A 12,301-nucleotide genomic window follows, 5' to 3' on the forward strand; every position below is an offset into this window, starting at 1 on the left:
AAACGGGGGGTCGAAAACCGGGGTCAGAGTGCATTTTTCTCCCCGCGGCAGCAGTCGGCGGTCTGTCAGTCGGTGAAAAATGCACTCTGACCCCGGTTTTCGGTTGGCGATTGAGGTTGCCGCCTTGCCGCAATTAATGCTGCAGGTTGCGATCCGCGCCGGCCGGCGCAGGTTTACCCGCTTACAACCGCGGCGGCCCGCTTGCGACGACCCGCACCTCGAACACCCGCGGCGTGCGCTTGCCACCATGGGCAATGAACTCCACCCGCGCCCCTGCCCCGCGTAGCGCGGGCAGGGCCTCCGGCGGCAGCGCGATCTCCTCCACCACCAGGTCGTCCTTGCCCTTGCCGTCGAGGACGATGCTGCCCAGCTTGCGGCCATCGACCAGCACGTCCATGCCGGCCTGCCATTCGCCACCGAAGACGGTCAACTGCAGGACCAGCGGCGTGCCGTCGGCGACGGAGCGACGCGCGCGGAGCAGGTACGAGAAGCGGTCGCCGGCATCGCGCCAGGGGCGGCCGAGCATGCTGCCGGTATTGCTGTCGCGGCCCTGGTAGGCGTGGTCGACCTCGGGCTGCTGTTCGCCGGGCTGGACCTGGTCGAGCGTGCGGGCCTCGAGCGCCTGGCGTTCGCGTTCGGCGGCTTCGATGGCGGCCACCACGGCGGGGTATTCTGCCGGCGTGGTGGTGCGCCAGTAGCTCATGTAGCGGGCGTCGTGGATGCGGTGCAGCGGCTCCAGGCGCAGCCCGCGGAACGAGGTCGGCCGCAGCAGCGCATCGGCCTCAAACACCAGGCTCTCGCCCGGCACCGGGCGGATAGCGGCTGCCAGCGCATCGCGCTCGCCGACCAGCATCGGCGCCTGGTCCAGCGGCAGGTAGGGGCCGGGCGCGATATGGCTGCCGCGGCCGTCATCGGCGACCAGGCCTTCGATGTCCTCCTCGCCGCTGCGCGCGGCCAGCATCAGCGGGCCGTGCATCACCGCCACCCAGTCCGAGCCGTCGGGCAGGGACTCGATGCGGGTGGACATGGGCAGCTCGACCTCGATGCGGTCGCCGTCCTGCCATTGCCGTTCGATCCGCGCGTACGACGAAGGGCTGGATTCGACCGGCCAGCGCCTGCCGTTGAGCTTGACCCGCAGCGGGCCGGCCAGCCAGTGCGGATGGCGCAGCTCCAGCGCGAACACCTGCGGCCTCGGCGTCGCCACTTCCAGCACGCTGCGCGGCTCCTCGGGGAAGCGCGTGCGCTGGCGCAGCACCAGGCCGCGCTCGCGCCAGTGCAGCTCCGAGTCCAGGTAAAGGTTCACCCGCAGCGAAGATTCGTCGTGCGTGTAGGCGAATGCGCCATGGCGGCCGTGGTTCTCCATGCCGCTGCCGACGCAGCACCAGAAGCATTCCTGCGGCTGCGAGTACACGCGGTAGTGCCGCGGCCGGATCGGGGTGAAGTACACCAGCCCGCCGTGGTCTGGATGCTGGGTGGAGAGGATGTGGTTGAACAGCGCCCGCTCGTAGAAATCGGCATGCCGCGGGTCCGGACGCAGCCGTTCCAGCAGCAGGGTCAGGCGCAGCATGTTGTAGCTGTTGCAGGTCTCCGGGCCCTCGCGCGAGGCGATCATGCCGCTGAAATCGTCGGCCGGGTTGAAGTGTTCGCGGGTGCTGTTGCCGCCGAAGGCGATGCTCCGGTGCAGCGCAACGCGCTCCCAGAAGAACTGCGCCGCCTCGATCCACTCAACATCGCCATCGAGCTCGCCGATACGCGCGAAGCCGATCACCTTCGGGATCTGGGTATTGGCATGCAGGCCGTCGAGCCTGTCCTCGCGCCGCAACAGAGGATCGAGGATGGCGCGGTGCGAGAACCGCCGCGCCAGCGCCAGGTAGCGGCGATCGCCGGTGATGGCGTACACGTCGGCCAGCACCTCGTTCATGCCGCCGTGCTCGGTATCGAGCACCCGCTGCAGCTGGGTATCGTCGAGGTTGGCCACCAGGGCGCCGGCCCAGTCGGCGAAGCGCACCAGCACGTCGCGTGCCTGGGCATTGCCGGCCAGCAGCCAGGCATCGCGCAGGCCGGCGTAGGTCTTGTGCAGGTTGTAGAACGGCACCCACGCGCCTTCCAGCGAGAACGACTCGGCCTGGAAATCGCCGCTGGCGATCCGGTTCCACAGCACGCGCCCGTTGGGCACGCCGCCGACATAGCCATCACCGTTGGCGGCCTGGACCTGGGACAGCGCCGCGACCATGTAGTCCAGCCGGCGGCGCATCCCGGCGCTGCCCTGCGCGGCCTGCTGCGCCAGTGCCGACAGGTAGTGCCCGGCGGTGTGGCCATCCAGGCCCATCGATTCCCAGTTCGGGTACTTCGGCGCGGGCGAGGGTAGGCCGGCCTCGATCCGGAACGGCGCAAGCAGGCGGTCCGGATCCAGCGCGGCCAGGTAACGCAGGTTGAGCGCGCTCGAGCGGGCAAACGCGCCGTCGCCGAGGCGCACGTCCTCCAGCGGAAAGGCCTGCAGTGGACCGCGCCGGTCGCCAAGCGGCGGTGACAGGCCCAGCGCGGGCAGTGCCGGCAGCAGGGCGGTGGCGCCGAGCGCGGCGACGAAGCCGCGGCGGCTCATTCGCAGCCCGCTCATGTCAAGGGTTTCCGGATAAAAAGGACCCCGCCGCACGGGAGGGCTGCCGAGACAGCGGCGGCGGCGGGGCCAGCAAGGGACGGTCGGGTAGGGCGGCCCCGCATGATGCTCAGTGCGAGTCGCGGCCGACCGTATCGCCGCTGCCGCCCACCAGGAAGTCCAGGTCCGCACCCAGGTGCGCCTGCTGCACGTGGTCCACGTAGACCTTGGCCCAGCCACGGGTCGGGGCCGGCGGCGGCGTCCACTCGGCGCGGCGGCGCGCCAGCTCGGCCTCGTCCACGTCCAGGTGCAGGCGGCGCGCCTCCACGTCCAGTTCGATGAAGTCGCCCTCGCGCACCAGCGCAAGCGGACCACCGGCGGCGGCCTCGGGCGAGACGTGCAGCACCACGGTGCCGTAGGCGGTGCCACTCATGCGCGCGTCGGAGATGCGCACGATGTCGGTGATGCCACGCCGTAGCAGCTTGGGCGGCAGCGGCATGTTGCCGACCTCGGCCATGCCCGGGTATCCGCGCGGGCCGCAGTTCTTCAGCACCATCACGCAGGTCTCGTCGATGTCCAGCGCCTCGTCGTCGATGCGCGCCTTCATCTCCTCGATGCTCTCGAACACCACGGCGCGGCCGCGATGCTTCAGCAGGTGCGGCGAGGCGGCCGATGGCTTGACCACCGCGCCGTCCGGGGCGAGGTTGCCGCGCAGCACGGCGATGCCGGCCTCGGCGCGCAGCGGCTGGTGCACCGGGCGTATCACCTCGCGGTTCCAGCACGGCGCATCGGCGATGTTCTCGCCAATGGTGCGGCCGTTGACGGTCAGCGCATCCAGGTCCAGGTGGTCGGCGATCTCGCGCATCACCGCCGGCAGGCCGCCGGCGTAGTAGAAGTCCTCCATCAGGTACTCGCCCGATGGCTTGAGGTTGACCAAGCAGGGCAGGCGCGAGCCGATCTCGTCCCAGTCATCGAGCGTGAGCTGAACGCCCAGGCGGCCGGCAATGGCCAGCAGATGGATCACCGCGTTGGTCGAACCGCCGATCGCGGCGTTGGCGCGGATCGCGTTGGCGAAGGCCTTGCGCGTTAGCACCTTGGACATGCGCAGGTCCTCGCGCACCATCTCCACGATGCGGCGGCCGGACAGGTGGGCCAGGCGGAAGCGGCGCGAGTCCACGGCCGGGATCGCCGCGTTCTCCGGCAGCGACATGCCCAGCGCCTCCACCATCGAGGCCATGGTCGATGCCGTGCCCATGGTCATGCAGCTGCCCTTGGAGCGCTGCATGCAGGCCTCGGCCTCGGTGAACTCCTCCTGCGAAAGGGTGCCGGCGCGGACCATCTCCGACATCTCGATCACCCCGGTGCCCGAGCCGACCGGCTTGCCGCGCCAGTTGCCCGACAGCGAGGGGCCGCCGGACACGCCGATGGTCGGCAGGTCCACGCTGGCCGCGCCCATCAGCAGGGAAGGAGTGGTCTTGTCGCAGCCCATCAGCAGCACCACGCCGTCGATCGGGTTGGCGCGGATCGATTCCTCCACGTCCATCGAGGCGAGGTTGCGGAACAGCATCGCGGTGGGCCGCACCTGGGTTTCGCCCAGCGACATCACCGGGAACTCCAGCGGGAAGCCGCCGGCCTCGTACACGCCGCGCTTGACGTGCTCGGCCAGCTCGCGGAAGGAGCTGTTGCAGGGCGTCAGTTCCGACCAGGTGTTGCAGATGCCGATCACCGGGCGGCCGTCGAACATGTCGTGCGGCAGGCCCAGGCCCTTGAGCCAGCTGCGGTAGTAGAAGCCCTGCTTGCCCTCGCGGCCGAACCACTGGCGGCTGCGCAAGGGGCGGTTGCTGGAATCGCTCATGTGCTCGGGATCCCTGCCCGGAAGGGGTGCGGCGGAGGCGGCCGGGCGGGGTGCCCGGTGCACGCGCATGGTGCGGCAAGCATGCTACCGGCCTGCGCCATGCCGGAAAAATAACAATGGGCAGCGGATTGATACGCGTATTGCAATGCGAAACTAGGTCGACGGACGGCGTCGTCGGGCGCCAGGCGCACCCTGCGGGACCGTGAAGGTGCGGGCTCTTGCGCCGGTGTGTGCACGGGCGAAGGAGCGGCACCCGGGTGCGTTCCCCGGACCGTCAGTGTCCGCCGGCCGCTCCTGGCCCACCGGCGCGGTGGGTCTGGAGCCTGTCCACCAGCAGTCCGCTGGCCTCGTTGAGGCCGACCACCTCGACCTCGGCGCCGTGCCGGCGCAGCTTGAGCACCACGCGGTCCAGTGCGGCCACGGCGCTGGTGTCCCACAGGTGGGCATCGCGCAGGTCGATCACTACCCGGGGTGGGGTGTGCAGGTAGTCGAAGCTGTTGGCGAACTGCACCGCCGAGGCGAAGAACACCTGCCCGTGCACCCGGTAGGTACGGATGCCGGGCTGGCTGTCATCGCTCCGCACCTCCAGCAGCGCGCTCACGCGCCGGGCGAAGGACACCGCGGTCAGCAGCACGCCGGCCAGCACGCCCATGGCCAGGTCGCGGGTGGCGACGGTGACGATGACCGTGCCGAGCATGATCAGGTTGGCGGTTCTGGGGTGGGTCCGGAACTCGCGGAAGCTTTTCCAGTGGAAGGTGCCGATGCTGACCATGATCATCACCGCCACCAGCGCCGCCATCGGGATCATCGACACCCACTCCGAGGCGTAGACCACCAGCAACAGCAGCACCACGCCGGCCACCAGGCAGGACAGCCGGCCGCGTCCGCCGGAGCTGACGTTGATCACCGACTGGCCGATCATCGCGCAGCCGGCCATGCCGCCGAAGAAGCCGGTGACCACGTTGGCCAGGCCCTGGCCGGCCGATTCGCGGCGGCGGTCGGTGGGCGTGTCGGTCATGTCCTCGACGATCTGCGCGGTCATCAGCGACTCGAGCAGGCCGACCACCGCCAGGGTGGCCGACACCGGCAGCAGGATCCGCAGCGTCTCCCAGGTCCAGGCGATGTCCGGCACGAAGAAGGCGGGGAGGCTGTCGGGCATCTGCCCCATGTCGCCGACGTTGCGGATATCCAGGCCGAGCAGGGACACGGCGATTGTCAGCACCACGATGGCCACCAGCGCCGAGGGCACGGCGCGGGTGATCCGCGGCAGCAGGTAGATGATCGCCAGGCCGGCGGCACACACCGCGTACACCGGCAATGGCATGCCGATCAGTTCGGGCAGCTGGGCCATGAAGATCAGGATCGCCAGCGCGTTGACGAAGCCGATGACCACCGAGCGCGGGACAAAGCGCATCAGCGAGTTGAGCCGCAGCGCCGCGGCCAGCAGCTGCAGCACGCCGGCGAGGATGGTGGCGGCGAACAGGTACTGCAGGCCGTGGTCGCGGACCAGGTCCACCATCACCAGGGCCATCGCCCCGGTTGCGGCGGAGATCATGCCCGGGCGGCCGCCCGCGATGGAGGTCACCACGGCGATGCAGAACGAGGCGTACAGGCCGACCTTGGGATCGACGCCGGCGATGATCGAGAACGCGATCGCCTCGGGGATCAGGGCCAGGGCGACGAGCACGCCGGAGAGTACGTCGCCGCGCACGTTGCCGAACCACTGCTCGCGCAGCGGATAGATTGCAGACATTGGAGACTCCTGCCGCGCCGGGAACGGCGGGCGATGATGGATGGACCGGGCACAACCCTTCGCGCCACCGCAAGGCGGGGCACTCGAACGCAATCGACGGGAGCGCTAGGGCGGGGTCATCGCATCGGCGTGCATGGCAGGGCGGCAGTCCAGGGGAAGGCGGCCGGGCGCTCAAACGCGGCGGCCGGCTCGCAGCGGTACTAGCGCTTCGGCGGCGCGCAACGCCCTGCATCGCCACCGCAGCAGTTGCGGGTGAGGAACTCGATCAGGCCGTTCATCGCCTCGAAGTCGGCGCGGTAGGTGATGCGCCGGCCCTGCGCCTGGCCGCCGATCAGGCCCGCCTGGCTGAGCTCCTTCAGGTGGAAGGAAAGGGTGGCGCCGGGCAGGGACAGCGCGGCGGCAATGTCGCCGGGACTGCGTCCGTCCGGCCCGGCCTCGACCAGCAGCCGGAAGATGGACAGCCGGGTCGGGTTGCCGAGCGCGGCAAGCGCGGTGGTTGCGGTTGTCAGTTCCATGATTCTAGAATAGTCGAACAGTTCGACAGGGCACAACGCCATGGAACCACACGACCTTCCCCACCTGGTACCTGATGCGTTGGAACCGGTGGATGCGGCACGCCTCGGTGCCGGTGACGCACATCCGCCGCGGATCCTGGTGCTGTACGGCTCGCTGCGGCCGGAGTCCTACAGCCGCAAGCTGGCCCTGGAGGCGGCGCGGCTGCTGCGCCATTTCGGCGCCGAGGTGCGCGTGTTCGATCCGCACGACCTGCCCATGCAGGGCAGCACCGGGCCTGAGCATCCGAAGGTGCAGGAGCTGCGCGCGCTGTCGCTGTGGTCCGAGGGGCAGGTGTGGGTCAGCCCGGAGCGGCATGGCGCGGTCACCGCGGTATTCAAGAACCAGATCGACTGGTTGCCGCTGGAAGACGGCGGCGTGCGCCCGACCCAGGGCCGCACCCTGGCGGTGATGCAGGTCTGCGGCGGCTCGCAGTCGTTCAACGTGGTCAATACGCTGCGCGTGCTCGGCCGCTGGATGCGCATGGTCACCATCCCCAACCAGTCCTCGGTGCCCAAGGCCTGGCAGGAGTTCGACGAGATCGGGCGGATGAAGCCTTCGGCCTACTACGACCGGGTGGTCGACGTGATGGAGGAGCTGGTGAAGTTCACCTGGCTGGTGCGCGATCGCAGCGACTACCTCACCTGCCGCTACAGCGAACGCAAGGGCGGCATGGCGGCGGCACTGGCCGCCGCAGCCGAAGCGGTGGAGCCGCCGGTTCCGGCCATCACGGCGGCCGCCGGCGCCACCCGGTCGCAGTGACCGTGGGCGCGTACGGCAAACGCACGCAGGGGGTTGGATGATGGGTGTGTTCGAGCGGTTCCTGTCGGTGTGGGTGGCGCTGGGCATCCTTGCCGGCATCGGCCTGGGCCTGCTGCTGCCCGGCGTGTTCCAGGCGGTGGCCGCGCTGGAGGTCGCGCACGTGAACCTGGCGGTCGCGGTGCTGATCTGGCTGATGATCTATCCGATGATGATCCAGGTGGACTGGAGCGCGGTGCGGGACATCCGCCGCCGGCCGCGCGGACTGGTGCTGACCCTGGTGGTCAACTGGCTGGTCAAGCCGTTCACCATGGCCGCGCTGGGCGTGCTGTTCTTCGAGCACGTGTTCGCGCCGTGGGTGGACCCGCAGTCGGCCAGCGAATACATCGCCGGGATGATCCTGCTGGGCGTGGCGCCGTGCACGGCGATGGTGTTCGTGTGGAGCGCGCTGGTGAAGGGCGATCCGAACTACACCCTGGTGCAGGTGTCGGTGAACGACCTGGTGATGGTGTTCGCCTTCGCGCCGATCGCGGCCTTCCTGCTGGGCGTGACCGAGGTGGAGGTGCCCTGGCAGACGCTCCTGCTGTCCACCGTGCTCTACGTGGTGCTGCCGCTGCTGGCCGGCATGGCGACCCGGCACGTGCTGCGGCGGCGCGGCGGCACGGCGGTCGACGGGCTCGTGCGCCGGCTCAAGCCGTGGTCGATCGTCGGGCTCGTGGCCACGGTGGTGCTGCTGTTCGGCTTCCAGGCACGCACGATCCTGGAGCAGCCTCTGGTGATCGGGATGATCGCCGTGCCGCTGCTGCTGCAGACCTACGGCATTTTCCTGGTGGCGTTCGTGGCGGCGCGGCTGCTGCGGCTGGGGCATGACATCGCCGGGCCGGCCTGCCTGATCGGCACGTCCAACTTCTTCGAGCTGGCGGTGGCGGTGGCGATCTCGCTGTTCGGCCTGCACTCCGGCGCCGCACTGGCTACGGTCGTCGGCGTGCTGGTGGAGGTGCCGGTGATGCTGTCGCTGGTGGCCATCGTCAACCGTACCCGCCACCTGTTCCCCGCACCTCCCCGACCGGAGCACGCCCCATGAGCGCGATCACGATCTACCACAACCCCCGCTGCGGCACCTCGCGCAACACCCTGGCGATGATCCGCAACAGCGGCGTCGAGCCGGAGGTCATCGAATACCTGCAGCACCCGCCGACCCTGGAGCGCCTGCGGGAACTTGCCGCGGCCGCGGGCGTGGGCGTGCGCGGCCTGCTGCGGGCCAAGGAGCCGCTGTGCGCGGAACTGGGCCTGGACGATGCATCGCTGGATGACGAAACGCTGCTGCAGGCGATGGTCGCCAATCCCGTGCTGATCAACCGCCCGGTGGTGGTGACCCCGCTGGGCACGCGCCTGTGCCGGCCCTCGGAGGTGGTGCTGGAAATTCTTCCCGATCCCCAGCGCGGCGCCTTCAGCAAGGAGGATGGCGAGGCGGTGGTAGGTGCCGATGGCCGGCGGGTCTGACCCGTAGCCACGGTTTCGCAGGGCCCGGCCCCATCCCGATCCGGTCGCCAACTGCAATAAAAAACGGGGGCGCCGAAGCGCCCCCGCATGCAACACCGACGGTGGCGTGCTCAGCGCAGCTGCAGCACCACGATCGACTTGGCCGGCAGCTCCACCTTGAGGGTTCCGCCGGACAAGCGGGCGCCGGTGAAGTCCACCGGCTTGACCCGGTCCGGCTGGGCGAAGGTGTTGTGCGCGGTGATCGTGTCTGCGGTCAGCACGCGGCCGGAGACGGCGCTGGCCTGCACGCCGGTGACGCTGGTGGAGACCTCCACCGCGCGGTTCGGGTCCAGGTTGGTCAGGGCCACGTACACGTGGCCGTCTTTGGCGCGCACCGCCGAGCCGTGCACCGACGGCACCGAGGTGTCGCCAAGGCGGTACTGCGGCGCCTTCAGCTCCAACGGCAGGTGGGTGGCGTCCTGCCACGGCTTGTACATTTCGAAGGCGTGGTAGGTGGGCGTCAGCGCCATCTTCGCGTCTTCGGTCAGGATCATCGCCTGCAGCACGTTCACCATCTGCGCGATGTTGCCCATCTTGACCCGGCGGGCATGCTTGCTCATCACGTCGAAGTGGATCGCGGCGACGATCGCGTCGCGCAGGGTGTTCTGCTGCTGCAGGAAGCCCGGGTTGGTGCCGGGGTAGGGCGCGTACCAGGTGCCCCACTCGTCCAGGTACAGGTCGACCTTGCCTTCCGGGTCCAGCCTGTCCATCACCGCGATGTGGCCGCGCAGCAGCTCGTCCACCTTCAGCGCGCTGGCGAGGGTCTGGATCCACGCCTGCTCGTCGAACTCGAAGGAGGAGGCACGCGGCGGCCAGCCACCGGGCACGGTGTAGTAATGCACCGACAAGGCATCCATGTGCTTGCCGGCGATCTTCATCATCACCTCGGTCCAGTTGTAGTCGTCATTGTTGGCGCCGGCGGCGACCTTGGTGACTTCCACCCCGGCCGGCACCTTGACGAAGGTCTGGAACTGGCGGTGCAGGTTGGCCGCGTGCTCGGGCGTCATGTTGCCGCCGCAGCCCCACATCTCGTTGCCGATGCCGAAGAAGGGCACTTTCCACGGCTTGTCGCGGCCGTTGGCGCGGCGCTCCTCGGCAAGCGAGGAGCCCTTCTCGTAGGTCATGTACTCGACCCACTCGGCCATCTCCCGCGGCGAGCCGCTGCCGGTGTTGCCGGAGACATAGGCGTCGGTGCCCAGCAGCTCGGTGAAATCCATGAACTCGTGGGTGCCGAAGCTGTTGGGCTCCTCCACGCCACCCCAGTGGGTGTTGATCTTGACCCGGCGCTGGTCGCGCGGGCCGACGCCGTCGCGCCAGTAGTACTCGTCGGCGAAACAGCCGCCGGGCCAGCGCACCACCGGCACGTCCAGCTTCCTCAGCGCGGCCAGCACGTCGTTGCGGTAGCCGCGGGTGTTGGGGATCTTCGAATCCTCGCCCACCCAGATGCCGCCGTAGATGCCGTAGCCCAGGTGCTCGGCGAACTGGCCGAAGATGTACCGGCTGACGGTGTCGCCGGGCTGGTCGGCGCGCAGGGTGGCGCTGGCCTGGGCCTTGTCCTGGGCGCCCGCGTTGGCGGCGACCAGGGCGGTGGCCAGGGCCAGGGTGCGCAAGGTGGTTTTGAGCATCGGTCTTGCCTCGTGTCGGGAACGGGGATGGCGTTGGTCAGGTGGGCAGGCGCGCGCTGCGCGGGGTCGCGGCAGCATGGCGCGTGGAAAGGGTGGTGGAGTGGATAGCGGACAAGCGCGTGGCCGGCCGGATGGCGGCATCGGCGGTGCCTGCCTTGGCCGGCAGGGCTTCCGGTCCTGCGGGCAGCAGGCCGGCGTCGCGGCATGCGGGCATGCCGTCCAGTGCGGGCGTCGTCACCTTCAACCCCTCCCGGTCTACGTCCAGACGCTTGCGATCGCGAGTTGTGCCGGCGCGGTTGCGCCGTCGGGCTTCCCGTGGGGTGCGGCGGGCGCAGGGGAAGCTGGCCCGAGCATAGAGGGGGCTGCCATAACCTGCCAATGAATTTGTGGCGCCAAGGGATACCCGAACCGGTATCCGCTCCGGGGCGGCCTCGCGCGCGCGAAGTATTCCGTTTCGCAAGGCCGGCATGTCGCCTGCGGGATTGGTGGGCATGGCGGGCGGCCGCTATCCTGCCGCGCGGCCTGCAGTGGCCGGTGACAGGGAAGACGGATGGCACAGAGGCGATCTTTCGGCAGGCTCGACGACGGCCGCGTAGTGCACGCGCACGTGCTCGGCGCGGGCGGCGCGCTGCGGGCCGAGGTGCTGGACCTGGGCGGCATCCTGGCGCGGCTGGAGTTCGCCGGCGCGCAGGGACCGGTGCCGCTGGTGCTGGGCCTGCCCGATGCCGCGTCCTATTTCGCCGATCCGTCCTACCAGGGCATCGTGGTCGGGCGCTTCGGCAACCGCATCGGTGGGGCCGCGTTCACCCTCGATGGCCAGGCCTGCCGCGTCAGCGCGAACGAGGGCCGCAACCACCTGCACGGCGGCATGCTCGGCTTCGGCCGGCGGCTGTGGCAGGTGCATGCGCACGACGAAGCGCGGCTGGAGCTGCGCTACCACTCGCCCGACGGCGAGGAGGGCTATCCCGGCAACCTCGGGATGCGCGCCATCTACAGCATCGATGGCGCCCGCCTGCGCCTGGAGCTGGAAGCGACCTGCGACGCGCCGACCCCGTTTAACCCGACCCACCACCCGTACTGGAACCTGGCCGGCGATGCCTCGGTGCCGGCCTCGGCGCAGTGGCTGAAGTCGCCGACCCGCGGCTTCCTGCCGGTGGATGGCGAGCTGATCCCGCTGGGCGAGGTCGCCGACGCCGCCGGCACGGCGTTCGACTTCCGCGTCGCGCGTACGCTGGATGCCGCGGCCGCTTCAGGGCATCCGCAGCTGGACGCGGCCGGCGGCTACGACCACTGCCTGGTGCTGGAGGAGGGCGCGACCACCTGCGCCCTGCTGTACTCGCCGCACAGCGGCATCGCCCTGCGCATCGACTGCAACGCGCCGGCGCTGCAGCTCTACGACGGCCACGCGCTGGACCGCCAGCACCCGGGCCTGGGCCGCGGCCTGTGCCTGGAGCCGCAGGGCTATCCGGATGCACCGAACCGGCCGCAGTTCCCGCAGGCGGTGCTGCGTCCGGGCGAGGTGTATCGCCGCGTCATCGACTACCGCTTCGCCGCGCCCGGGCCGGGCCGCGAGTGGAGCGGGGTGGAGGCGGCACTGGCGCAGGCCTGAGCCGCGTCGC

10 protein-coding genes are annotated in these 12,301 nt (G+C 69.9%); 4 read left to right on the forward strand and 6 right to left on the reverse strand.

The annotated features are described in order from the left end of the window. Positions 1-181: 181 nt before the first annotated feature. The 4 genes from PSESU_RS04335 to PSESU_RS04350 all read right to left on the reverse strand — a co-directional run bounded on the left by PSESU_RS04335 (position 182) and on the right by PSESU_RS04350 (position 6,719). On the reverse strand, positions 182-2,617 hold the full coding sequence (locus tag PSESU_RS04335; protein ID WP_155942718.1) for a glycoside hydrolase family 127 protein: 2,436 nt from the start codon (positions 2,615-2,617) through the stop codon (positions 182-184). 109 nt (positions 2,618-2,726) lie between these two features. After that, a complete protein-coding gene (locus PSESU_RS04340; RefSeq protein WP_013534554.1) occupies positions 2,727-4,451 on the reverse strand; it encodes an IlvD/Edd family dehydratase in 1,725 nt (574 codons plus the stop codon). A 274-nt stretch (positions 4,452-4,725) separates the two neighbouring features. Then, on the reverse strand, positions 4,726-6,204 hold the full coding sequence (locus tag PSESU_RS04345) for a SulP family inorganic anion transporter (protein WP_013534555.1): 1,479 nt from the start codon (positions 6,202-6,204) through the stop codon (positions 4,726-4,728). A gap of 200 nt (positions 6,205-6,404) precedes the next feature. Next, positions 6,405-6,719 (reverse strand): ArsR/SmtB family transcription factor, encoded by a 315-nt coding sequence (locus PSESU_RS04350; RefSeq protein ID WP_013534556.1) that lies wholly within the window; start codon positions 6,717-6,719, stop codon positions 6,405-6,407. 40 nt (positions 6,720-6,759) lie between these two features. Here PSESU_RS04350 and arsH point away from each other — a divergent pair, with 40 nt between their 5' ends. From arsH to arsC, 3 genes are read left to right on the forward strand one after another with little or no spacing between them, the layout of a single operon-like run. Continuing rightward, complete coding sequence (arsH, locus tag PSESU_RS04355; RefSeq protein WP_013534557.1) at positions 6,760-7,518, forward strand: arsenical resistance protein ArsH; 759 nt, start codon at positions 6,760-6,762, stop codon at positions 7,516-7,518. Positions 7,519-7,558: 40 nt separating this feature from the next. Continuing rightward, complete coding sequence (arsB, locus tag PSESU_RS04360) at positions 7,559-8,599, forward strand: ACR3 family arsenite efflux transporter (RefSeq protein ID WP_041763835.1); 1,041 nt, start codon at positions 7,559-7,561, stop codon at positions 8,597-8,599. Further along, on the forward strand, positions 8,596-9,018 hold the full coding sequence (gene arsC / locus PSESU_RS04365) for an arsenate reductase (glutaredoxin) (protein WP_013534559.1): 423 nt from the start codon (positions 8,596-8,598) through the stop codon (positions 9,016-9,018). The genes arsB and arsC overlap by 4 nt, the downstream gene beginning before the upstream one ends. Before the next feature lie 110 nt (positions 9,019-9,128). On the opposite strand, the gene PSESU_RS04370 is transcribed toward arsC, so the two are convergent. Beyond that, complete coding sequence (locus PSESU_RS04370) at positions 9,129-10,682, reverse strand: alpha-N-arabinofuranosidase (RefSeq protein WP_013534560.1); 1,554 nt, start codon at positions 10,680-10,682, stop codon at positions 9,129-9,131. A 37-nt stretch (positions 10,683-10,719) separates the two neighbouring features. Further along, positions 10,720-10,920, reverse strand: a complete 201-nt coding sequence (locus PSESU_RS16395) for a hypothetical protein (RefSeq protein WP_203415178.1) — start codon at positions 10,918-10,920, stop codon at positions 10,720-10,722. A 312-nt stretch (positions 10,921-11,232) separates the two neighbouring features. On the opposite strand from PSESU_RS16395, the gene PSESU_RS04380 reads away from it, so the two are divergent. Next, positions 11,233-12,291, forward strand: coding sequence for an aldose epimerase family protein (locus PSESU_RS04380; RefSeq protein ID WP_013534561.1), 1,059 nt, complete (start codon positions 11,233-11,235; stop codon positions 12,289-12,291). The last annotated feature ends 10 nt before the right edge of the window (positions 12,292-12,301 follow it).

The organism is Pseudoxanthomonas suwonensis 11-1 (genome assembly GCF_000185965.1).
Classification (GTDB): domain Bacteria; phylum Pseudomonadota; class Gammaproteobacteria; order Xanthomonadales; family Xanthomonadaceae; genus Pseudoxanthomonas; species Pseudoxanthomonas suwonensis_A.